At 48.7% G+C, this 25,519-nt stretch carries 15 protein-coding genes; 14 read left to right on the plus strand and 1 reads right to left on the minus strand.

The window, feature by feature from the left end; translation table 11 throughout:
- Positions 1-68 precede the first annotated feature (68 nt).
- Positions 69-1,391, minus strand: a complete 1,323-nt coding sequence (locus AC0YN3_RS20755) for an ABC transporter substrate-binding protein (protein ID WP_475776869.1) — start codon at positions 1,389-1,391, stop codon at positions 69-71.
- A gap of 255 nt (positions 1,392-1,646) precedes the next feature.
- Between AC0YN3_RS20755 and AC0YN3_RS20760 the strand changes: the two genes are divergently transcribed.
- The 14 genes from AC0YN3_RS20760 to AC0YN3_RS20825 all read left to right on the plus strand — a co-directional run bounded on the left by AC0YN3_RS20760 (position 1,647) and on the right by AC0YN3_RS20825 (position 25,390).
- Positions 1,647-2,378, plus strand: a complete 732-nt coding sequence (locus AC0YN3_RS20760; protein ID WP_475776870.1) for a response regulator transcription factor — start codon at positions 1,647-1,649, stop codon at positions 2,376-2,378.
- Positions 2,379-2,386: 8 nt separating this feature from the next.
- Positions 2,387-4,138, plus strand: a complete 1,752-nt coding sequence (locus tag AC0YN3_RS20765) for a cache domain-containing sensor histidine kinase (RefSeq protein ID WP_475776871.1) — start codon at positions 2,387-2,389, stop codon at positions 4,136-4,138.
- Between the two features lie 615 nt (positions 4,139-4,753).
- Complete coding sequence (gene helD, locus AC0YN3_RS20770) at positions 4,754-7,171, plus strand: RNA polymerase recycling motor HelD (RefSeq protein WP_475776872.1); 2,418 nt, start codon at positions 4,754-4,756, stop codon at positions 7,169-7,171.
- Between the two features lie 69 nt (positions 7,172-7,240).
- Positions 7,241-8,737 (plus strand): MDR family MFS transporter, encoded by a 1,497-nt coding sequence (locus AC0YN3_RS20775; protein WP_475776873.1) that lies wholly within the window; start codon positions 7,241-7,243, stop codon positions 8,735-8,737.
- Between the two features lie 261 nt (positions 8,738-8,998).
- Positions 8,999-9,595, plus strand: a complete 597-nt coding sequence (locus AC0YN3_RS20780; protein WP_475776874.1) for a TetR/AcrR family transcriptional regulator — start codon at positions 8,999-9,001, stop codon at positions 9,593-9,595.
- Positions 9,596-9,792: 197 nt separating this feature from the next.
- Positions 9,793-13,173, plus strand: coding sequence for a cadherin-like beta sandwich domain-containing protein (locus tag AC0YN3_RS20785; RefSeq protein WP_475776875.1), 3,381 nt, complete (start codon positions 9,793-9,795; stop codon positions 13,171-13,173).
- Positions 13,174-13,384: 211 nt separating this feature from the next.
- A complete protein-coding gene (locus AC0YN3_RS20790) occupies positions 13,385-14,065 on the plus strand; it encodes a protein kinase family protein (protein WP_475776876.1) in 681 nt (226 codons plus the stop codon).
- Between the two features lie 67 nt (positions 14,066-14,132).
- On the plus strand, positions 14,133-14,462 hold the full coding sequence (locus tag AC0YN3_RS20795; protein WP_475776877.1) for a YobA family protein: 330 nt from the start codon (positions 14,133-14,135) through the stop codon (positions 14,460-14,462).
- A gap of 67 nt (positions 14,463-14,529) precedes the next feature.
- Complete coding sequence (locus AC0YN3_RS20800) at positions 14,530-14,982, plus strand: GNAT family N-acetyltransferase (protein ID WP_475776878.1); 453 nt, start codon at positions 14,530-14,532, stop codon at positions 14,980-14,982.
- A gap of 431 nt (positions 14,983-15,413) precedes the next feature.
- Positions 15,414-17,522 carry a methyl-accepting chemotaxis protein gene (locus tag AC0YN3_RS20805; protein WP_475776879.1) on the plus strand — a complete coding sequence of 703 codons (2,109 nt, stop codon included), beginning with the start codon at positions 15,414-15,416 and terminating at the stop codon, positions 17,520-17,522.
- Between the two features lie 163 nt (positions 17,523-17,685).
- A complete protein-coding gene (locus AC0YN3_RS20810) occupies positions 17,686-19,476 on the plus strand; it encodes a sensor histidine kinase (protein ID WP_475776880.1) in 1,791 nt (596 codons plus the stop codon).
- 4 nt (positions 19,477-19,480) lie between these two features.
- On the plus strand, positions 19,481-21,076 hold the full coding sequence (locus AC0YN3_RS20815; RefSeq protein WP_475776881.1) for a response regulator transcription factor: 1,596 nt from the start codon (positions 19,481-19,483) through the stop codon (positions 21,074-21,076).
- A gap of 182 nt (positions 21,077-21,258) precedes the next feature.
- The gene (locus tag AC0YN3_RS20820; protein WP_475776882.1) at positions 21,259-22,698 is read left to right on the plus strand and encodes a carbohydrate ABC transporter substrate-binding protein; all 1,440 of its coding nucleotides are present in this window, start codon (positions 21,259-21,261) and stop codon (positions 22,696-22,698) included.
- 553 nt (positions 22,699-23,251) lie between these two features.
- The gene (locus AC0YN3_RS20825) at positions 23,252-25,390 is read left to right on the plus strand and encodes a discoidin domain-containing protein (RefSeq protein WP_475776883.1); all 2,139 of its coding nucleotides are present in this window, start codon (positions 23,252-23,254) and stop codon (positions 25,388-25,390) included.
- Positions 25,391-25,519: the final 129 nt, after the last annotated feature.

Raw genomic sequence — 25,519 nt, forward strand, 5'->3', positions numbered from 1 at the left:
TGAGGGGAGTGCGCGCCAGCAAATCGCTAATCGGCCACTGGCGCACACTCTCCGTGCTTTAAGTCCGTTTATCTTCCTTGAAGCTCTTTCAGTTTTTTCTCCAGGCTACTAACGAGCTCCTGCGCGGCCTTGTCCGGCGCCAGCTTTCCGAAAGCAACCTTCTCGATCACATCCTGCAGCAGTGCGGATACTTCCGAGTTCGTCGCGATGGCATTGTCTACAATGCCTGCGTTTTTCAGACCCATTTCGACTGCTTTCGTGATCGCTTCGTCTATTTTTCCTGCCTCAACCGCGGCTCCTTGTGCGGAAGCGGATGCCGGAATGGAGCGGACATCGCCTAAGATCACGGCAGCTTCTGCGTCATTCATCAGCCAGTTCAGAAACTTCACGGACTCTTCCGGATGCTTCGACTTGCTGCTCACGGCAATCAGCTGCGAGGGCCTTACCAATACGGCTGAGTTTTTTGCGTTTTTATCGATGGCTGGCAAGGCAGTCACGACTTCCACGCCCTCAGGCAGCACCGAGCGAAGCGACAAGAGCGTACTGCTCATAGCCGAGATGATCGGAATGTCCTGATTGATCCATTTGGGATTCTGTTCGGTTTTGCCGAAAAATAAATCGGACTCACCGAGCGGCTGGTAGACGCCAGCCTTCATTGCCTTGTCGATCCATTCCAAGGCACCGGCAGCTTCCTCTTTCGTAAAGCCGAGCGTGTAGTCTTCATTGATCCACTGCGTTCCGGTGCGCTGTTTCAGCATATTCGTGAAATCCTGCATCAGCATGCCGTGGTCAGCAAGAAGCAAATATTTGGTATTGTCCTTTTCATGAAGCTTCTTGCCCTCCTCATAGAGGGTGTCCCAGTCCCACTGAATATCGGTCGGTACGCCGAGCTTATCCGCTGCCGTCTTGTTAATAACGAGCGCATAAGCGTTTACGCCGGAAGGGAGCGCTACCATTTTGTCGTTATATACGCTGAAGTTGTTCAGGAAGTCTTGGTCAAAGCCTTCCAATGACAGACCTTCCTGTTTGCTAAGATCGAGGAAGAAGTCGTTTTTCGTCAGTTCCTTCATCCATGGTACGTCAAGCTGGATAATATCGGCGGACGTGGCGCTGGCCAGCTGTGTTTTGACCTTTTGCTCGTAGCCGTCAAAGCCCTGGTATTCCGCTTCGATCGTCACGTTCGGAGCTATTTTCTTATAAGCTTCGATAGCGGCAAGCGTAGCCTCATGGCGGCCGTCGCCACCCCACCAGCTAAAGCGCAGGGTAATCTTCTCTTCCGAGCCGCTGCCTTGGTTTTCTTTGTCCGGATTTCCGGAGGAACAACCTGAGATGATGATTGCAAATACGACTATCAAAGCAATGAAACCGTTTAATCCTTTCAATCGGTGCATGTTAACCTCTCCCTTTTGTTTTATTGGAAACGCTTTCTAAAGTATAGGTTTGATTGATTATTTGCATAAGGCATCCAATCTTAGATTTAAGTATCATTATTTGAGCAATCCCGTTCGGTAGTATCATTTTATCGGTTTACGTATCATTTTTATCTAAGATGCCGCATGGTTTCACCCTGATCACGTTAGCCCGATCCCGCTGTGCTATAATTTCATTATCAGCAAGGGAAGACTACATCGTTAAGAGGTGATGAGATGTACAGGCTGCTGCTAGTCGATGATGAGGCGGATACAAGAGAAGCTTTATCTTCCTACTTTCCGTGGCAGGAGGTCGGTTTTCAAATTGTAGGCCAATGCGGAAACGGTAAGGAAGCATTGAATTTCATTCAAAACCACGACAAAATCGATGTCATCCTTACCGATATTAAAATGCCTGTCATGTCCGGCCTTGAGCTTGCCGAGGTCATTCATGAGCAGAAGCATAATATTCACGTTATTTTTCTAAGCAGCTACCGCGAGTTCGAATATGCCCAGAAGGCGCTTCGTTACCGAGTCAACAATTATATCGTGAAGCCCGCAAAATATCAGGTTTTATTGGACGTATTCGCCAGCCTGAGAGACGAGCTGGAAGCGGCGAAGCATGCCTTAGATCAACCGGCTTCCGGTGCGGGAAACGAAGGACTGATCATTACGCAAATTAAAGCGTATATCCAGAACCATTATAAAGACGCGAATCTGGAGGATGCGGCGAAGCAGGTGTATTTGAACGCCAACTATTTGAGCTATTTGTTCAAGCAAAAAACCGGCCAGAATTTTACCGATTATCTCATACAGGTAAAAATGAAGGTCGCGATGAGGCTCATTCAGGAGAACCAATTCAAAACGTACGAGATTAGTGAAATGGTCGGCTACAGCAATGCCAAAAACTTTACCCGAACGTTCAAAAGCTTCTACGGCAAGACACCTAGCGAATGTAAGAACGGATGATATAAACGATGAAAGAGCGCTATTTTATCAAGCATTTGGCTACGTTTCTCATTCCTTTACTATTGCCTTTGATCATATTGGGCTCGTTATCCTTTATAACCACGCAGAGGGACATGAAGGAGGACATCAACAAGAACAGCCGGTTCCTGCTATTGCAATCACAGCGTCAGCTCGAGATGATTTTGGATGAACTGGATACGTTGAAGCTTGCCCTATACCAGAACGCAAAAGTTTTCAATGAGCTGTCCGACGTTCTGCAAAATCCGATCTATACGTATGAGAGCTCCACTTCGTACCAAATTATATTCAGCTATTTGAATGCGCTTACCAGCTCGAAGCCTTACATCCATTCCATCTATTTCTACTCGGATAATCCGAATGGCCGTTTCGTATCCTCGCTTGAGGGCTTGTCTTCAATCAACCGTTTCAACGATACGGGCTGGTTCGAGGAATTCATGAAATACGAAGGGCCGGCTACGGAATGGACATCCAAAAGGGAAGCCAAAATTTTCGCGTTCGAGACGCAGCCTACCGAATTAATATCCATTTACAACGTGCTGGCGCCACGGAAAATCGGCATTATTTTAAACGTTCGCCCAAAATACATTGAAAATATTTTATCCAACATCACGACGTATAAGGATCAGATTCTGCTCGTTCTAAACGAAAATAATCAGGTTATTTTCTCCAATAAAGAAGAGAATATTCTAAAAGAAGCCGAGCTGGATCAAATTGCAAACCACCCATCCACTTATTTCGACCTGGCTTCCTCTCTGGGAGAGGTCAACGTGACGAAGGTGGAGTCGGAGCAATACAATTGGAAATACGTGTCCGTCATCCCGCATGCTTCGTTGTACGAGACACCATCGCGCATATTAAACTATACAATCGGTTTTGCGTGCTTGTCCTTCTTTTTGGGACTTGCATTGACCTTTTATTTGACACGGAAAAATTATAGGCAGCTGCTTGCCATAACCTCGCTGCTCAGATCTGCCGAGAATAACCGCACGCCGCTGAAGCCGCCTAGCAAAGTTAATGACGAATATTCATACATTATCCAGAACATGATCGCGCATTTCATTGAGCATCGCTATATTCAAACCCAGCTCTCTGAGAAGAAATACAAGCTTCAAGTGATGGAGCTGCTTGCGCTTCAATCGCAGATCAATCCGCATTTTTTATATAACACGCTCAATTCGATTTATTGGGAAACCGTTGGCCTAACAGGAAAGCCGAATAAAGCGAGCGATATGATCGAGAACTTGTCCGACATGCTCTCGTATTCCTTCAGCCGTCCAACCAATGAGGTGACGTGGGAGGAAGAAATCGCGAACACCGTCAGCTATATCAATATTCAGAAGAAACGGTACAAGGATACCTTCGACGTACTCTTTGAATACGACGAAGAGATTCTCAGGCTGCACACGATGAAGCTATTGCTTCAGCCCTTAGTCGAGAACAGTTTATACCATGGCATAAAGGAAAAGACCGGAAACGGACTGATCAAAATAAAAATTTTGCGCGTCGGGGAACAGCTGCGGCTTGTCGTCTCCGATAACGGAAACGGCATTCCTTCAAGCCGGCTCACCGAAATCAGGAGATCTTTGGTTGCATCCGACGAGCAGTCCAAGCACATTGGCTTATTGAATACGAATAAACGGCTGAAGCTGCTGTATGACCGGAACTATCAGATCGCGATAAAGAGCAAGATAGGGCTGGGAACCGTGATCAGCATAACGCTACCCCAAATCAAGCAATAGCGAATAAGAGGGCAGGGATTGTTCCTGCCCTCTTTACGATAGATGATGACCGATGCATCCCGGTATCCTTCTGTCATCGCAGGCTTTATTTTGAATCAGCCCGTAACGTGATAATTCATTATATGCGATTGCTTAGGCGCTTTGAATGACGGCATGCAAGGAACGCATGTGATGATGTTGTTTTGTGCAATTGTGAGGCTTCTGATAGGGAGGGATTTGTTGAGCGGCAGGAAAGTTCCAGAACTTCGCCGTAATAGCACAATAGCAGGGAGGGAACCGACGATTTGGAATGGCATCATAAGTGGGATTCGACAGAGGATTAGAGCTAGCAAGCATAAAAAAAATGACGCCTTATGATAAAAGGGTCATCTTCTGGCAGCCTGCTTTCACTGCGGTTTATTAGAATTGCATACAATTAGAGTTATTAAACTTAGGTTTTCCTGAAAACGAAAAAATGATTGAACGTAAAATAACGCTATGATATAATCGTTAGCGTAATTGACAAATTAAAAAATGGATTGAATTTTGTTCTTTTCCTAATTTAATTCTACATCCGGAACTTTGATTTGTCAATGCTCTTTTTTATTCCAAAAAAAGGAGTGTGTTTAGGGAGAAATGGAAGCAAAAGATGGGTTGCAGGAGCAGGCGAGGTTGGATTCAGTCAGGAACAAGCTGCAGGCGAGAATTACGGAACTGGAGCCGGAGGTTGCCGGCCTGCACGATCAGGCGACGGACATCCGCAAGCGGTTTTGGGAAGAAGTTACGATTAACACCAGTACGTACGAAGATTTCGAAGAGAGCTTCTACACCATTAACCAGCAGTCCGCCATATTGGCCGAACGGGAGCGAGGCCATAAGCTGTTGACGCAGCAATGGAAAAACATGAACCGCCTGCTCCCGTCTCCTTATTTTGGACGCATCGACTTTAAGGAAGATGGCATGGATCTCAGCGAGCAGATCTATATCGGCGTATCCTCCTTCATAGAAGAAGACGGATTGAACTTTCTGATTTATGACTGGCGAACGCCTATCGCGAGCCTGTACTATGACTATTCTCCCGGATTGGCATCTTATGTTACGCCGACTGGACGAATCGAAGGGACGATGGAGCTTAAACGGCAGTATCAGATTCAAAACGGACAAATCCGCAATATGTTTGACGCGAACGAAACGATTGGTGACGAATTGCTGCAGCAAGTGCTCGGCAAAGGTGCGGACTCGCAAATGAAGAGTATCGTGGCAACTATCCAAAAGGAACAAAACGCGATCATCCGCAATGACAAAAGCCGGATGCTTATCGTGCAAGGGGCGGCCGGCAGCGGCAAGACTTCCGCAGCATTGCAGCGGGTGGCGTACTTGCTGTATAAACATCGCCAGACGATCAGGGCGGATCAGATCGTTTTGTTCTCGCCGAATCCGATGTTTGCCAGCTATATCTCCACGGTCCTGCCGGAGCTCGGTGAAGAGAATATGCAGCAGACGACATTTCAAGAATATCTCGACTATTGGCTAGGCTCATCGCTACGGCCGGAGGATCCCTTCGATCAGATCGAATATGTGCTGGCTGCACAAGGAGAGCCGGGGTATGAAGCCCGTCTCCAGGGGATCGAATATAAAGCTTCGGAGGTTTTCCTGCAAGCCTTGCAAAACTACGGAATATGGTTGGGACGGGAAGGCATGCGTTTCAACGGTATTCGTATCCGGGACCGCGAGTTGATATCCGCGGAGCGAATGAGAACGGCATTTTACGATTATGACCGTACCCTGCCATTGAACAATCGTGTCATTCTTTTGCAGGAATGGCTGCTGAATGAACTTGCTTCGCTCGAGCGGAAGGAACGGGGTGCGTCTTGGGTAGAGGATGAGTTGAATTATCTCGATACCGAGCAGTATGCGGAAGTTTTCGATATGCTGCATAAGGATAGGGAAGTATTCGACATCGCGGAGCAATTCGCCACCGTTCGAGAGATAATGAACAACAAGCGCAGAGAGGATGAAGGTGACTTTGATTTCTCCCTGAGGGAGGAAGAGCTGCTGCGCCGACGGATCGTGAAGGAAAGCTTTAAACCGCTGAGGAGAAGTGTGAAGAAATTCTCGTTTATAGATGCCAAAGGCATATACGGCCAATTGTTTGAGGGGGAAGCCGCTTATCGGGAGAAAACGAATGGGGCAGCCACTCCCCCGCTGTGGGCTGAAATATGCAGGCAGACAAAGGAAGCGCTGCTCCGGAACGAGTTGTTTTACGAGGATGCGACTCCGTATTTATATGTAAAAGAGCTGATTGAAGGCGTCCGGACGAACACGGAAATCCGTTATGTTTTCGTTGATGAGGGGCAGGATTATTCGTCGTTTCAATACGAATATTTAAAAAAGCTGTTTCCCCGTGCCCGGATGACGGTGCTTGGAGATTTTGGGCAAGCGATCTACATGCAGTCTACAAGTTTGGCTGCATCTGATTCCCCGCTGGTCCGCCTTTTCGGAGAAGCTGAAACAAGCCTTGTCAGCCTTGTCCGCAGTTATCGTTCTACTAGGGAGATCGTTGAATTTACGAAATCGATGCTTCCAGGCGGAGAAGAAATCGTACCGTTTGATAGGGGTGGGCAAAAGCCCCTTCTGACGAGACGAAATGGCGGGGAGAAGCGTGATGCGCAAATTCTAGCAGACATTGGGGCACTCGTAGCTGAGGGGTTCGATTCCATCGCCGTCATTACGAAGACTGCAGCCGAAAGCCGTGAGGCCCATGAATCGTTACGGATTCATGGAGGAGAAGCCGCGCGTCTCATTACGAAGGAGACGTTGGATTTTGAAAAGGGAGTAATGGTTATTCCCGTATATCTGGCTAAGGGTGTCGAGTTCGATGCCGTATTGGTCTATGACGCCTCGCAAGATGCATATGGCCGGGAAAACGAGCGCAAGCTTCTTTATACGGCATGTACGCGAGCCATGCACCGGCTTCTTCTGTACACAACGGGCGATTGGTCGCCGTTCGTGCAGTCAGTGCCTGCGAATTTGTACGAGAACGCGTCATATTGACGGATCAATTCGGTATCTCGACCATTATTTTCATCTATAAGCAGCTCAATGAGCAGAAAGTAGGAACATATGTCAGCACCTACGCAAACAAAACCGGTGGCAGCCAGCGGGGACAACTTTTCGCTAAAAGCCATTCTACCGCCGCTCATCGCGATTATTGTCGCCATGATTATGGTCATTCTGGACAGCACCGTCGTCAATAATGCCGTTCCGAAACTCGTTGATTACTTCGACACGGATCTGAAGACGATCCAATGGACAATCACGGGCTATACGTTGGCTTTAGCAGCCGTTATTCCGCTTGCAGGCTGGATGACCGATAAATTCGGATCCAAGCAGATTTTCATGATTACGATCGCTTTGTTCACGATCGGCTCCGTGCTCTGCGGCATCGCGCAAACGCCGGAGCAGCTAATCATTTACCGCATCATTCAAGGCTTGGGGGGCGGCATGGTGGCTCCGATCGGCATGACCATGGTGTTCAAGCTCGCTCCTCCAGAGCGCCGCGGATCCATCATGGGCTTACTCGGCATCCCGATGCTGCTCGCTCCGGCGTTCGGTCCGGTACTATCCGGTTGGCTGGTCGATTCTGTCAGCTGGCACTGGATATTCATTATTAATCTGCCGATCGGCATAGTCGCTCTTATTCTTGGCTATAAATATTTGCCGAAATCCGACCGCCATGCGGCGCCGCATCTGGACCTCATCGGCATGTGCCTCGCGCCGATTGCCTTCTCCATGCTGGCGTTCGGCGTAAGCGAAGGGGGCACGAGCTGGTCTAGCCCTTCGACCATTACGGGTTTGACCGTCGGAGGCATTGCGCTCATCCTTTTTATCTTCGTGGAGCTTGGACAGAAGCAGCCGCTGCTGGAGCTGAAAGTGTTTAAGTCATCCGACTTTACACGAAGCATCATCTTGACGTGGATCGTACAGCTCGCGATGTTCGGCGCAATGCTGATCGTGCCGTTGTACCTACAAGGCGTCATGCATTACACCGCGCTTGAATCGGGTTGGATTCTAATGCCTTATGCAGTATGCGCGGCAATCGGCATGCCAATCAGCGGCCGATTGTTCGACAAGATCGGCGCACGTCCGCTGGCCTTTGCCGGTCTTACCGTCGTATCGATTTCCCTTTACATTTTGTCCGGCATATCGGTGGATACCTCGCTGTGGGTCATTATCCTGTGCATCAGCATCATGGGTCTCGGCATGGGCTTCTCCATGATGCCGCTCAATACGCATGTTCTGAATTCTGCACCCCGCGCTCTGGTGAGCCGCGTTACACCGCTGACCACGGCAGCTCAGCAAGTCGTCGTCTCGTTCGCGGTCGCAGGCTTGACGGGCTATCTGACGGCGCAAATCTCTTCCCACGCTGCAAGCGCGGGAATGGATGCCAACCCGCTAAGCGCCGTCGTTGCGGGTTACGGGGATACGTTCTTCCTATCCGCTTGCCTGGCGACGGCAGGTGTGGCACTTACGCTCATTCTGCGTAAACCGAAGCAGCAGGAAGAAGCGGGACCAGTAGGCGGGGATAATCCGGACCCGGCGGCGATGATGGGGCACTAACCAACATTCGGCCACCGATTCTCTCACGTGTAAATAGCCTTGGCCTTTATTCGGCCAAGGCTATTTTTTGTTCCAAATTCCGTTCCATGTCTAAGCTGATTTCTTTACAGAGATGATGGATGGGATATTGAGAATTATAAATTATAGATGCTAAGCGAACTAGATTCAGATCTTAACGGAATCGTAATCGATTGGTATAATTGTCTTTAGGTAATTAATGAGAGTTTTTTCTTAAGTCCTAATACGATGGAGGTAGCCATATTGACAAAAAATAAGTTTCAGTTGAAAAGAGAAGCTACCTATCAGCTGCTCCTTGAAGCGGGCATGAATTGTTTCTCGGAAAAAGGATATGCCGCTACAACGCTCGGGGATATCGTCGCGCGAACGGGGCATACGAAGGGTGCTTTTTATGGCCACTTCACGAACAAGGAACAGTTATTCATGCATGTGCTTGATTATCAGCTTCAATTAACGAATGGATGGACCGATATTCCTAAACAATTTAGCCCCGCGGATACGACACTTGAGGAAGTGCTCACGGTTACGCTTACTCGCCTTGGGCAAATGGTAAAAGGCGTCGATAAGTGGATCGTGGTGCTGATTGATTTCTACCAGCAAACCAAACATGATTCGGAGATACACGGCATGCTCAAGGAAAAATATCGGAACTGGATTGCAGGAATAGAGGCATTAGTGGTCACCTTGCAAGAGAAAGGGTGGATCCCACCGGATAAAGATGCCCATATCATTGCTTTGCAAGTGATAGCATTTAATGAAGGCTATGCCGTTTTTTCGATTCTATTTGAAGGCACCAACCCGCAAGCGCATATCAATGGACTGGTCAAGTTAATGGCTTGATAAACAGCGGTATAATGCATCCGTATCCAGTGTTGCCACTATTTTCTTGACGGATTGTCCGCAAGGTACATAATATATACTGTATGGAATGTATTTAAATTAAACCATTATTTTCGGGAGTCAGTCTAATAGTTAATGCATCGTCCGAGCTGTTACGAACAACATTCGCAGTGAACATTAGTAGAGGAGAGAGAATCGTGGACAACATCTTGAGTTTGCCCGTCACACGGAAAAATGTACGGGCTTTTCTAGCAACCGTATTATTCGCAGCAGTATTATTACAGGCAGTATCCGTTCACAGCCAAACCGTATTTGCAGCATCCGATTGGAGGATGGGCGCTGGGGCTGGCCATCCGGCAGCTCTCGGCTTTGAGCCGTACGGAATGGATGTCGATCCCGTCAACGGGTATTTGTTCGTTACGGATGAGAGCGGTTTTGCCGTCAAAATATTCGATTTGGACGGGAACGCAACAGAGATGGCGTTAACTGCCGCCTCAGGCAGCTTCAATGAGCCCCTTGCCGTTAAATTCGATGGAGCAGGACATATCTATGTAACGGATAAGTGGTACGTTTACCGATTTGACGTCTCCTTCTCGAGCGGGACTTACACGTTCAGCAATATGATCAAATGGGATGGCAGCAGCACGGCTCCTGCGGTAGGCAGACTTAGTTACCCTCAAGGAATCGCCGTGTACGGCAACGATTTGTACGTCACGGACACGAATGCCGACCGCGTGCTCCAATTCGATGCGTCTACCTTTAGTCCAACGAGCAATCCGGTAGTATGGTCGGGCGATCAAGACCCAGATCCGGCCATAGACGCGACAATTGATACCCCTTTCGGTATAGCTGCAGACAGCTCCGGCGTTTATATCGGCAACAATGCAGGCGCTAACGGGAAAATAATCAAATTGAATACGGATGGGAGCGTTCTGATCAAAGCGATCAACAGACCTAAAGGATTCAGCTTGCATACCGACGGTTATTTGTATGTGGCTGTCAACGGCGGCAGCGACAGTCTTGTGACCCGTTTTGATTCGAGTTTGAACGAAGACTCGGTATATTTTACGGGTAACCCGGGTGCAATTGCGCCTACGAATATCGGGTTTGATCATATGGGTGCGCTGTATTTAAGCACTTTTGCCCAAATGGTGCCGTACGATCCCGTGTACGATACGATTTGGAAGCAATCGATAGGGTCACCCGATAACCGGTTGTCCGGAGTGACAGCAAGCGGCATTACGCTTAGTCCGTCGCCATTCTCGCCGAATATGCTAGACTACACGGCAAGCGTGGCGAGCAGCGTTACTTCAACGACGATTACGCCTGTTCTGAACGACAGTAGCGCAAGCGTTACCGTCAGTGGTGCAACCGTAGCTAGCGGCAGCGCTTCTTCTACCATCGAGTTAAGTAAAGGCGATAACACGATTCCAGTCGTCGTGACGGCTATTAACGGCGCAGTGCGAACTTACACCATTAAAATAACTCGAGCCCCCAATACCGATGCGACGTTAAGCGGACTCACGGTCAGCTCGGGGGCGCTCAACGAGACGTTCGCTCCCGGCACGCTAGCGTATACGGCTAACGTTGCGAATAACGTCGAATCAATTGACGTCACGCCGACCGTTAATAACAGCCGTGCAACGCTGAAAGTGAACAACGCAGCGGCAGCTAGCGGTAACGCGTCCACCGTTGCTCCGCTTGCCGTCGGACCGAACACGATTACCGTCAGTGTCACGGCAGAGGATGGCATCGCAACGAACGATTATACGATTATCGTGACGCGGGCTCCTTCGACGGTTGGCACGCTTGGTTCGCTCGCAATTAGCCAAGGCGCATTGAACGAAACATTCGCTTCCGCTACACTGGCCTATACGGCAAATGTCGCTAATAGCGTCGATTCGATAAGCGTCACGCCAACGGTATCGGACAGTACGGCGACATTAAAGGTTAACGGCGTTACTTCTGTTAGTGGCTCGGTGTACGGACCAATTCCGCTTGATGTTGGTACGAACACGATTACAATCGACGTTACGGCTCAGGATGGCGTAACGATTAGCTCTTACAGCCTCGTTGTCACGAGGGCTCCATCAGCGGTCGCCACGCTGAGCGGGCTATTGATTAGCCCGGGATCGATTAATGAGACGTTTGCTTCCGGCACATTTGCCTATACGGCAAATGTTGCGAACAGCGTCGATTCGATCAGCGTAACGCCGACGGTATCGGACAGTACGGCCACATTAAAGGTTAACGGCGTTACTTCTGTCAGCGGCAACGGTTACGGACCGATTCTACTTGATGTTGGTACGAACACGATAACAATCGACGTTACGGCTCAGGATGGCGCAGCGACTAGCTCTTATAGCATCGTCGTCACGAGGGCACCATCAGCGGTCGCCACGCTAAGCGGGCTATCGATTAGCCCGGGATCGATTAATGAGACGTTTGCTTCCGGCACGGCAGCATATACGGCTAATGTAGCAAACCATATCGCTGAGATTAGCGTGACCCCAACCGTATCAGACAGTACGGCATCGCTAAGGATTAATGGCGAGCCGTCGGTTAGCGGCTCGGTGTACGGACCGATTCCGCTTGATGTTGGTACGAACACGATAACAATCGACGTTACGGCTCAAGATGGCGTAGCGACCAGCTCTTACAGCATCGTCGTCACGAGGGCTCCGTCAACGGTCGCCACGCTCATCGGTCTGACGATTAGCCCGGGATCGTTCAACGAAACGTTCGTTTCCGAAACGCTTGCCTATACGGCTAGTGTGGAGCATGCGATCTCTTCAATCAGCGTAATACCGATTGCCGCGGAGAGTCATGCAGCGCTTACAATCAATGGCGTCCTAGCGGCAAACGGAAGCGCTTTTGGTCCAATAGCGCTCAACACAGGTTTAAACACGGTTATGGTTGTCGTTACCGCGCAGGATGGCGTCACGCAGAGGTCTTACCGTCTTGACATAACTCGGCGTACAGCTGCCGGACCGCAGCCGGAGCAGCCTTCAGGAGGCGGCGGGACCGTAACGCCGCCGGTCGTGCTGAATGATATTGCCGGACATTGGGCGGAAGCGGAAATACGCAAAGCCGTGGCAGAAGGATGGGTTGCCGGCTATCCCGACGGCTCGTTCAAGCCTAAACGAGAAGTGACAAGAGCCGAGTTCGTGCTAATGTTGGCTAATTCCCAAGCTTGGAAGGAATCCGAAGCAGGGGATATACCTGACTTTACCGACATAGACGACATGAGGTTGTGGGCGCGGACCGCCATTTCTATGGCCATTGAGAAGGGCATTATTAACGGTTACGAGGATGGAAGCTTCCGTCCGAACCAGCCGATAACGCGTGCGGAAATGACACAGATGATGATAAGAATGCTAGGTTTGCCTGTTGGATCGAATCAATCTACCTCATTCGCTGACAATTCAAACATTCCCGCATGGTCGCTGCCCTATATTGCCGAAGCGGCCAAACGAGGTCTCGTCAAAGGTTTGGATAATAACCGGTTCGAGCCGAACAATAAAGCATCGCGAGCCGAAGCCGTTGTTATTCTAACTAGGTTGCTGAATCAAAAATAGGAGAATCGCTACCCAGACTCTCGCGTCTTGTACAGCAAGCCCGCATTCAAACGAATGCGGGCTTGCCGAGTTCATGCCGCATTCATTTCTTGTTTTTTTCCAATTGATTAAATTGTCTTGCTAATCGGTGCATTGCTGGCTCACTGCGGAATAAAATAAGGAGTGAAACTGTCGATTGCTACCATGTCAAAACAACAAGGGGAAAATGGTTATGAATTCAGATTGGAAACAAGCTGAAGAAGCATTGAGGGAAATTGAAGTCGTTGGCCATGAAAACAATAAACCTGTTTCCGTCGTCGGTTTTGCAGAGGATTTGCGCTGCATCGGCATCGGAACGGACGCCGCGGTCTTTTATTGCTCGGGCACCCCTAAATACGCGTATAAAGTGTACTCCACGCAGGCATTAGCAAAAAAGGAAGTCGAGGAAGGCATTTACAAACGTTTAAAAGGTTCGCAGTATTTCCCGCAATGCTATGGAGCCGGGCCTAACTATTTGGTATTAAGCTTTGAACAAGGTGTGACCTTGTATGATTGTCTTCTGCAAGGTATACGTGTTCCAGAACAAGTAATCCAAGACGTTGAGGAGGCGCGCGAGTTTGTCCGAGGCCAAGGGCTGAACCCAAGGGATATTCATCTGAAAAATATTCTTTTGCAAGAGGGGAGGGGAAAAGTTCTTGATGTATCGGAATATGTGAAGGAAGGCAACGATAGCAGGTGGGAGCACTTGGTATGGACATACAAACATTTCTATCCGCTGATATATGAGGTCCAGGTGCCTTTATGGATCTTGGAAACCATAACGAACTGGTATAATCGGGTCGATGCGTCAAGCTTTGGGATCGAAGACTTCTCTAAACGTGTGAGCCGGCTTTTCTTTGGGGAACGTAAATGAGCCTTAGTCTAACTGTTTGTAACAAAAAGGAAACCCCATACGTTTAGTTTATGGAGGCGAATTTAATATGAGATATTTCATGGTATTGATGATAGCGGGGATGGCATTTGCACTGTTGGGATGTGAAGAGAAGCTAGTTTCCGAACCCGATGGCCAAGGCTATATATTTGAAGTTAGTGATGGCAGAATATTAATTTTGGATAATGTTATAAAGAGTGATTTCGGAAAAAGTTGGAGTGATATATTTGAACAGTATACAGGTAACGCTATTTGGTTGAAAACATCCACATCGAAATATAAAGTCGGACAAAAAGTGCGTTATTGGGTCGACGGCGGGATTGATGAATCTTTTCCTGCACAGGCTCTTGCTAAAAAAATAGAGATCATTAAAATATAAGCACACCAGACATACCGGCTATCAGTAAATTTCTCCAAAAACAAACTTCATCGAGGAGATTGAACATATGGATATACGAAAGCTAAAAGAAGACGAGCAGCCGCCCATGGCATTGCTTTTAATGGCGGACCCTTCCCAAAAGCTTGTTGATGAATACATAAAAAGAGGTCAATGCTTTGTTGCTGAAGCAGAGAATAGCATAATAGGCGTTTATGTTTTACTGCGCACAAGACCTGAGACTGTTGAATTGGTAAATATAGCGGTAGAAGAAAATAACCAAGGTAAAGGCATTGGAAAACAGTTGGTGCGGCATGCCATTCAAAACGCCAAGCTGCTCGGTTTTAAAACGATAGAAATCGGTACCGGAAATTCAGGAATAGGTCAACTTGCTCTTTATCAGAAATGCGGGTTTAGAATAATTGGAGTCGATAAAGATTTCTTTATTAGGCACTATAGTGAAAAAATATATGAAAATGGGATACAAGTCGTGGATATGATCCGTCTTTCACAGGATTTATAAGTGGTGAGGTTTTTTACTTCAGGTGCGGTAATTCATTATAACTGCGGCATTCTTGGACTTTTTTTGTCCGTGGTTGCCGCTTCTTTATTGCAATATGGATGTTCGGAGACGCAAATGGTCATCATTTCACCTTGTTAAGGGACACCTTTTTCGATAGCCTGACGCATGCCGAACGGCTGCATTCTTAAAGAGCTAAGAATGGCTTTGTCCAAGCGTTTTATTCGCATAAAACCCACAAAAAACAAATGCCATGTTGGCAGCAACAGGTCGGTAAACCCAATGGAGAGGGCGCCGGCTTTTTTGCATGGAAAAGAAGAAAAGTGCCTATCAAATAACGCCTGAAATATTTTTTTAACGAGACGATAAACCCTATTATTTTTTAGTCGTTTTTTGTCGATTAATGTCTTATAAAAAAGGGTGGGGTTGAGCATATGACTGTATTGCGTAAGCTATCTTTAACTTTTAAATTCATAACGGTGGTCGGATTAGTAATTGCCTTGGTGCTAGGGTCTATATTGCTCTTAAATCTGCAGCAGGTAAGGTCATTAAGCATAAACAAAGGCGAGCTTGAGGCAGAGAAGGCTGGCATGGATTACGCAACAAAGCTGGAGAATGCGATGACGGAGCATGAAGCAACCTTAAAGACGCTGTCGTCGCTGCTGCTGGAGACAAGGAAATCGAATCGTCTATCGCGGGAAGATATCATTTCCATTATGAGCCGGATGCTGCGGGAGCGTCCTGACGTGTTCGGTCTCTATACGCTTTGGGAGCCGAACGCGTTCGATAACAGCGACGGGGCAAACCGAAGCAAAGCGGTATATGATGATGCATCAGGCAGATTCGTACCTTACCTTATTCATGATGGCGATCAAGTGGCTTCCGAGCCGTTGAAGGATTATGAGAAGCCGGGAGCCGGTGATTACTATCTGATTCCAAAAGCGAGCAAGAAGCTCTCTTATATTGAACCGTACACGTATGAGGCAGGGGGCGTGCAAACGGAATTAATGTCGGTCGTCTACCCGATCTTGGATGACAAGGGTGCGTTTCTCGGCATCGTTGGCATCGATCTGTCGCTTACCCAGCTTCAGGAGGAAGCTGCAAAGTACAAACCGATGGAAGGTTATGTTTCGCTAGTTACGGAGGGTGGCGTATACGCGGCCAATCCGAACGACCCGGATTCGGTATTGCAGCCCTATGGGGATAATCCCGAGAAGCAGCAGTTGTGGGAGCAAGTAAAGAGCGGGGAAAAATACAAGGCTTTTACATTGAATTCCAAGGGCATCAATGTGCTCCGCGTATTCGATCCGGTTCAAATGCCGGGCAGCGATCAGGTCTGGTATACGCAATCCGCAGTTTCCAAGGAAGTTATTTTGACGGAGTATGAGGATGCTAAGTTCAATGCGATTTGGACTTCCGTTGCAGCTATGCTGGTCTTGGCGGCCGTAATGGCATTCCTTATCTGGAGCATGGTCATCAAGCCGCTCCGGACGTTATCCGGCAAGCTTCAGCTTATGTCGCAGGGGGACTTGACGCAGCAGCTGCATATTCGGACAGGCGATGAATTCGGCATTATGGGCGGACATTTCAACGAAATGACAGGCAAGCTTCGCGGGATGTTCCAGCTCGTTTCTGATTTATCCATGGCAGTCGGCGCAACTTCGCAGCAGCTAACCGCAAGCGCGGAGCAGACCGGCAAAGCTTCCGAGACGATTGCGATGTCGATTGGACATGTAGCCGAAGGGGCTCAAAGCCAGCACCATTATGCGTCGGAAGCGTCGCAGGCGATGGGTGAGATGACGATAGGCGTTCAGCGTATCGCTGATTCATCATCGTCTGTCTCGTCCTCCGCGGAGGATGTGGCTGAGCAGACAAAAGAAGGCAGCGCGCAGCTGCAAGCAGCCATCAGCCTGATGGATGAGCTGCAAACCTCGGTAGCGGAGACGGGAAGCGCAATCGACCGTTTAGGGGAGCGGTCGGACCAGATCGGCAGCATGATTGACATCATTGCCGGCATTAGCACGCAAACGAACCTGCTTGCTTTGAATGCGGCGATTGAAGCCTCAAGAGTAGGCGAGCATGGCAGAGGCTTTGCCGTAGTGGCCGCGGAAATCCGCAAGCTTGCCGAGCAAACCAAAAAAGCGGCCGAGCAGGTAACGGCTTTGGTCGAGGATGTGCGGGGGGACACGCATAAAGCGGCACTTACCATGGCGGTAGGCAACGAGAAGGTTCAGCAGGGCGTGAAGAGCGTGGCCGATAGCGGTCAATTGTTCGCTTCGATTCTAACGGAAATGACACAGGTGAATGGTCAAATTCAAGAGGTATCCGCGGCGGCGCAGCAAATGACGGCCAGCACGGAACAAATTTCGGCGAGTGTCGTGCAGCTAGCAGACCTTGCATCGGATGCCTCCTCGGAATCGCAAAGCGTTGCCGCGGCATCGGAGGAGCAACTTGCCTCTATGGAGGAAATTTCCGCTTCAGCAGAGGCGCTGAGCAACATGGTCCAAGAGCTGCTGGAGAAGCTGTCCGAATTTAAAATATAATTGATCCTGAAAGGGTCATCCTGCTGGTGTGTATGCAGGATGGCCCTTTCTATTTGGGGAAATCTGTTTTTTATGGGCATTGTAGACTGAAATTCAATTTCCACTTAAGATAGAGTTATTCATTTGCGGATAGACACGGAAGTAACGAGCGGGCGGTGCATGGATGAGAGTTAAGTTTAAGCTGAGAAGTTTACGGGACTCCGCGTTTTTACGGAAATTGTCAATTAAGCATCGCTTGTTGATCGCTTTTCTAATCACCTCTCTTTTGCCTGTCGTCTTTGTTGCTCTCTATTCGAACATAAGGTACGAGACTTCCATTTCAGAAAAATTGAGTACGTCCACGCTGCAAGTACTGGCCGGATCGGCCAATAACGCTTCAAGAGAGCTTGAGCAATACGAGACGCTCAGCGAATCGATTATTATAAATAACCTTATTCAGAGCGGGCTGCAGAATGTGAATAGCATGACGGACTTTGAGCAAAACGGATTGCAGACCGATATCAAAGATGCTTTGGGCGAGCAGGTGTTCAGGCTTAGCAATATATCCAACGTCGTCATTCTTACGAATGAGGAGAAAGCGTTTTTTGACCTGGGGTTCGAGTGGTATCCCAATAACCAAATCGACGCTGCGCTTCAAGGAATAGCGGGTACGGCGGGCAATATTAAATGGACGTATCTGCGCTCGAACCGCGGCTCTAACAAAATTGCTTTGAGCCGGATTATTTATTCGCAAGACAATCTTAATCAACGATTAGGATACCTTATTATCGTTATTGACGAGAAGGTCTTCTCCCGCAATACCTTCGAGCATGTAGATCTCGGAAATGGCGGAAGGCTGTATATTATGGATAATAGCGGCATCGTGGTCTCTTCCGTTTCCCCTTCCATTCCCCACGGACATCGTTACAACCAGCAGGAAGTGTTCGGCAAGCTTGTTTCCAATGCCCCTATCAAAACCTTTTACGCGAATATCGATGGAAAAAGAGTACTCGTAGGAAGTGCATACATCAGGTCGGCAGACTGGTATATGATCGGTCTGATTCCGCATTCGTATATTATTTCGGAGCTATCCGTAATCAGGGAAAATATCATTTATATTTGCATGTTCGTCCTTCTGCTGGCCGGACTGCTTGCCATGTGGATATATCGCAGCATTAACAGGCCTATGCGTGAATTGCTTCAGTACGCGAAGCAAATAAAGCTGGGGAGATTAGAAACTAGGCTTGGGGCAACCCATCCGGATGAAATGGGGAAGCTCTCGGAGACGATCGATCAAATGGTGGCTCGGCTCAAAATGCTGATCTATCAGGTGGAGGAAGAGCAGCAGGCTAAGAGAGAGGCGGAGCTAAAGATGCTGCAAGCCCAAATCAACCCTCATTTTCTGTTTAATACGCTAAACTCATTGAAGTGGAGCGCTATGATGAGCGGCAACGAAATCGTGGAGGAGGGAATCGCATCACTGTCGGAGCTGCTTCGCAATACGATTCTGGATACGGAAGAAATGATCACGTTGGAGAAGGAATTAGGCAATGTGATGCATTACGCGGTCATCCAAAGGATTAGATACGGCGACTCCTTTAAGTTAGTATGCAGCATGAATGATGACCGGCTGTACCGATGCCTCGTCCCGCGCTTTATCCTGCAGCCGATTGTCGAAAATTCGATTCTGCATGCCGGAAGCGGGGAAGGGCGCAGAGTGCATATTCATATCGCTGGGTCCATTAGCGAGGGGATGCTTTTGCTCAAAATTTCGGATGATGGAAAAGGCTTTGATATGACACAGGTGCAGCAAAGGAAATATTCCCATGAAAAGCTTTCGGGTATCGGGATGAGCAATGTGGACGAAAGAATCCGCTTACACGTAGGGAAGCAGTACGGCATTGAAACGTGGAGCGAGCCGGATGCGGGGACGGAGACCTTAATCAGATTGCCAATGACGTTGAAAGAAGGGTGAGTGCATGTATAAAGTCATTATCGTAGATGATGAGATGATCGTTCGCCATGCTGTCAAAACCATCATCAAATGGGAGGATAGCCGGTTTGAGTATGCAGGATCTGCAGCTAGCGGCGTATCGGCGCTTGAGTTGGTTAGAAGAACGAATGCGGATATCGTTATCACGGATATCAAGATGGCGGAAATGGATGGGCTCAAGCTCATAAAAAACCTGATGGCAGGCGGATTTAAAGGCGAGGTTCTTGTGCTTAGCAATTACAACGATTTCGAATTAGTGCGGGAAGCACTCAAGTTCGGCGCCCATGATTACATGCTCAAGCTTACGTTGAAGACGGAAACCTTTATGCAGACCCTTGAAGAAATCGCGATAAAGCTCGATGGAAAGAAAAGTGAGTCTAAAGCCCGAATTTCCATTAATGAGCAAGTCAATGGCGAGATCGAACGGTTATACGATTTGCTGGAAAGCAAGGAGCAAGATGAGGCGGGCCATGCAAGCTTTCACCTTTTAAATCAAGAGGAACAGAGAGCAGCCGCTATGCTGGACGGCACATGCTGTTATTCCTTTTCTTTCTACATGCAAGATAGCGAGCTCCCCAATAACCAGACGATCGATTTTCATGAAACGCTTGAAAAGCTTGCAGAAGGATTATTCCCGAAGAAGTTGTTTTTGTTCGTATTCCATACCCGTCCGAACCGTTACACTCTGATTACGGCAACGCCGTTTGTCCAAAACATAGTCGATCCCGAAGAAATTGCCCAGCGCATGATCAAACTATCGGAAATGTATTATGGACTCGTTATTAATGTGATATATGGGAGAGTGGCAATGTCGTTTGACAGCCTGATTGAGCAAATGCATCGGAATCGGGTGGCGGAGGAGCTTAGGTTTTATGCATCGTATAAAGAAGGCTGCCATTCCAGCGAGAAGCTCGCCATGGATACGGAGGAAGGATTTCGGGCAGCGGAAACACGGCTGAAAGAGAGCCTGCGCGGTTTCGGGGGAACCGCCATTGAGCTTTGGGTGGAAAGCGCCTTCGTATTGATCGAATTCGCAGCTAGGCACTGTATTCATGCGAAATCGCTTAAGCGAATATTAGCGGGAGGCATATGGGGTCTCTCCAATGTAATCGCTTTGCAGAAGGAAACGGCTTGGAACGAAAAGTGCTGGATCGAGAAGATCGAAGCCGCGGACTCCGATTCCAGCTTGAAGGTGCTTATTAAAGAGATGTCGGATGAAATTTTGGGATCGATCGGAAAAGGCCCCCAAACCTCTTCGTTGCGCGAGGAGATCCGGCAAGCTGTCGCCTATTTGGAGAAACATTACGCGGATAGAGTATCTATCTCGGATGTAGCCGCTTATGTAGCCCTTTCAGAGCCGTATCTTTGTCAAATATTCAAAGCCGAAACGGGAAGCAGCATCTTGACCCGGTTGAATGAAATCCGAATGAATAGGGCCTACGAGATGCTGCTCTCTGGAAAATATCTGGTGAAGCAGGTTGCGATTGAAGTTGGCATTCCAGACCCTTTCTATTTCAACCGGCTCTTCAGGAAACGCTTTGGCAGTGCCCCGAAAAACGTAATAAGAGTCTCGCCAAGATGAGAAAACAAATCATAAGATCGTACAGGTAAAGGATGACATTAATAAGAATCGGATAGGCTCGCCGATCCGATTAGAGCAGAGGCATAAAATTGTCCATCATCATCCGCTTTTTTGTTCATTTGGTAATGCCCCCGGTGAACTTATAATAAAGCTCATCACAAACGAAAGGGGTCACTAAATCAATGAGAAAAAAGAATTGGTTTACGGTTGCATCCGCGGCGATCATGCTGTCAACGGCTTTAGCCGGATGCGGATCGGGCAACAACGCGAACAATGAGCCTTTACCGTCGGCAACGGCAGCACCGTCGGAGGCGGCTACCGCTGCGCCAGCGGAGAGTGCTTCGCCAGAGGGCACGACGTTTGAAAATCCGGAGCTCGACGTCGCGGTCTTCCAAGGCGGATATGGCAGGGAATTCTGGGACGGCGTCGCAGAGGCGTTCATGAAGGATTACCCCGGAACCAAAATCAGCATTACCGCCAGCCCCAAAATAGTCGAGCTGATCCGTCCGAAAATCGTGGCCGGCAATCCGCCGGATTTCATGTACATCGCGGGCAGTGACAATACCCCGCTTGTGAGCGGCCTCATTAAAGATAAAGCACTGCTTGATTTGACGAATGTATTCGAGGAATTAACGCCGGAAGGTGCACCCCTCAAGGATAAGATCCTTGACGGTGTTTTAACCTCGCGTGCCTCCTCCCCTTATGATGACGGCAATGTGTACTTGGCACCGTACAATTTCGGGGTTATGGGGCTGTGGTACAACAAAGCGCTATTCGATGCCAAAGCGATTGCGCCACCCAAAACATGGGATGAATTTTTTGCTGCGAACGCAGCGGCGAAGGAGAATGATCGTGCACTCTTTACTTACCAGGGTATTTATCCAGGCTATTTGGAGGAAATGATCGTGCCTGCCATCTATGCGGCGGGAGGCCAGGACGCAATGAATCAGTTTTTCGACTTCGATCCTGAGTTTTGGAAGAGCGACACGTTCAAGCAGGTATGGGGGCTTGTGGAGAAGCTTGCGACCGAAGACAACGCTTTAATGAAAGGAACGGTTGCGCTTAACCATACGCAATCGCAGACGGCTTTTCTTCAAGGGAAATCGATGTTTATTCCAAACGGCAGCTGGTTCGAGGATGAGATGAAGGATGCGCCTCGCGAGGACGGATTCAAATTCGGTTATTTGGGGGTTCCAGCCTTCGGTGCGGATGCGCCCGTATCTGCCTTGACGAGCGTAGAGACCGTGATGATTCCCGCTAAAGCGAAAAACCCGGAGCTTGCCAAGGCGTTCCTGAAGTATTTGTACACGGATAAAGCCATTAAGTTGAACGGTGAGAAGGCCAAAGCGGTCATGGCAGTAAAAGGCGCGCCGGACCTGGTGAAGGAATACATTACGGAGACGACCTATAACGTGTATAAAGCGACGGATGACGGCATGGTTGCCGTGAACGGCTCCTTTATGCCCGTAGCGAAAGGCAGTAAGTTTAATCCTAGCGATGAAGTGTATAAGCCAATCTCCTCGATCATGAGCAAGCAGATGACATTGGATCAATACAGTGAAAAGCTATATAAAGTATACACGGAAATCAAGAAGGAATTGGAGGCCGCTGGCGCGCAGTAATTGCCGCGTTCCAAATGCAGCCGCACATTCCATTTAAGATGGCCATAACAACAGGGTGAGCTGAGGGATCTTCCTCAATCTCATCCTGTTTTTTGTTGGGACGGGCCTAACTGTCCTTGCGAGTGGATGAGCCGTTTCTTACTATATAAGAATTTATATATTCTCACAGATAAAGGTGCTTATATATCCCAGAGAAACGACTGCTTTTGCCATAGAGGACGGCGACAGCCGTTTGCGTTTGGGAGGTACCTGAAAATCCTCTATATAGATCGTCCGTTTTGTTCATTTGGCGAATGCTTAAGTGAATCTATAATAAGGAGCAACTGGCCGTGCAAGGCACATTCTCGAAGTGAAATGGCTTTACTGACTCATTCCATGTTCGTCAGATTTGGGAATGGAGAGGAGGTGGTCGGCATTTAGCAGAGCTTGGACCCCGTAACCCGGATTTTGGGTGAAGAGGTGATGCGCTTTTAGTCTAACGGTTTGAAAAGGGAAGGCTAGCGATTTTGCGACTTCATGCACGATTCAATTACGTTTGGGAGGGAGCAATAACATGAAAAAGCATGCTTTAACCTTATTGGCTTTGTTAGTCATATGTTCCTCGCTTTTTGTCATTGGGCCTGCGCCGGCTAGCGCGGCCAATACGACGTATTATATCGATTCTGCTGCCGGCAATGATACGAACAGCGGAACAGCGACGAATGCCGCCTGGAAAACCTTGACGAAGGTGAATGCAACGACCTTCCAGCCTGGGGACCAAATCTTGTTCAAATCGGGAGGGGTGTGGAACGGCCAATTGTGGCCCAAGGGTTCAGGCAGCGCCGCCGCTCCCATCAAAATCGACAAATACGGCGGAACCGCACGCCCCATCATCAATGGCGGAGGGACCCAGCGCGACTATCAGGCGACCGGCGCCGTCATGCTGCGCAACCAGCAGTATTGGGAAATTAGCAATCTTGAAGTAACGAATGACGACAATTTCAACGTGGATTTGGTTACGACTACGTATGCAAGCAGCAAGCCATCCAACATTAGGGATGGCATACTGATCGTACTGGACACGAATCAAGTCGCGGTGGGCGGAGACACCATCATGGATCATATTTATATCCATGATAACTATGTGCATGATGTCGACAGCCCGAACGAATGGCCGAACCTATATGGAAACGCCTCATTTAACGGCGGCATCATGTTCTATGTCATTGGAGCGTTAAAGGCCAACATGACCTTCAACGACGTAAGGATAGAAAACAATACGATCGAGAAGGTCGATTTGCTGGCGATTGCCAACTTCAATTACACGACGGCAACGGCATTCCAAGATGAGATCGGGCCTAACAATTTATGGCAAACGAATATATATATCGGGCACAATTACATGCGCAACATTGGCCAAGGGGCGATCGATGTCTGCGATGCGAAGGATGCCATCGTGGAATACAACGTCGTAGACGGGTGGTCGAAACGCTACAATGCCGAAAGCGCAGGCATTTATCCTTGGAAGTCCCAAAACGTAACGTTCCAAAACAATGAGGTTTATGGCGGTCCGACGACAACGGGTGCTAATAACGGGGATGGTACTGCCTTTGACTTCGACTCGCCGAATAGCGACATCGTCTATCAATTCAACTACACCCATAACAATCCAATGGGGTGGATGTCCTATCTCGGCAGGAGCAGCAACAATATCGCAAGATACAACATCAGTGACGATAATGCCGCGTATCTGATTAAATTCGGATGGTTCGACGTCGATACTTCGGCGACTTATTTCTTGAACAACGTGTTTATTTATAACGGCGGCGTGACGAAGTTCACGAATTCCAACGCTAATCTTGCATCTACTTACTTCAAAAGCGTGCCTTACTATTTTTACAACAACGTCTTTTATGACAAAAACACGCCTTCCTCCAGCTTCTGGCCGAGCAGCTCCGGCAGCTACGGTACGGCCGTATTTCGAAACAATGCTTTCTATGTGACGACCGGCAGCCATGCAGCTGGGGAGCCAAACGATCCGGCGAAGGTCATCGCTCCGCCTCAAATGGTTAATCCTGGACAAACGCCGACTTTAGGAGCCAACGGCTTTAAAAGCGGTGCCACCGTATGGGACGGTTACAAGCTGCAAGCTACTTCCCCATTGATCAACGCGGGCTATAACGTGCCGCAATTAGGGACAAAGGATTTTTATGGAAATGCTTTATTTAACGGCGCGGCTCCTGATATCGGCGCATTTGAATCCACTGTCGTAGGGGGAGGCGGCGGAGGTCCGACATCGGTAACGGTAGGCGGGACGGTTACGGCCAGCTCAACCAGCAGCCCGGCTGGAGAAGAGAAGGAGAAAGCGTTCGATGCCAACACCTCTACGAAATGGCTAATCACAACGGGTACCGGCTGGCTACAGTATAAATTTGTAACCGGCGTTACGCATACCGTAACCTCATACGCAATAACGTCTGCCAACGATGTGCCGGCGAGGGACCCCAAGAATTGGACGCTTCAAGGCTCGAATAACGGCACGAGCTGGACGACGCTCGATACGCGAACGAATGAAGCATTCGCAAGTCGGTTTTTAACCAAAACGTATACCTTCACGAACACGACAGCTTACGCGTATTACCGATTGAACGTAACGGCGAATAGCGGCGGCGCCGCACAGCTGCAGCTCGCTGAACTGGGTTTATTCAACTAAACGAATGGGAAATGCCGCCGTCTGGCTCAGACGGCGGCATTTGTACGTTCTTTATGGTTGGAACCTGTACGATTTTATGATTCAACGCGCCGTTGCCTCGTAAATGTCGTTATATTCTCCATGAACATC

It is taken from the genome of Paenibacillus sp. J22R232, assembly GCF_056269165.1.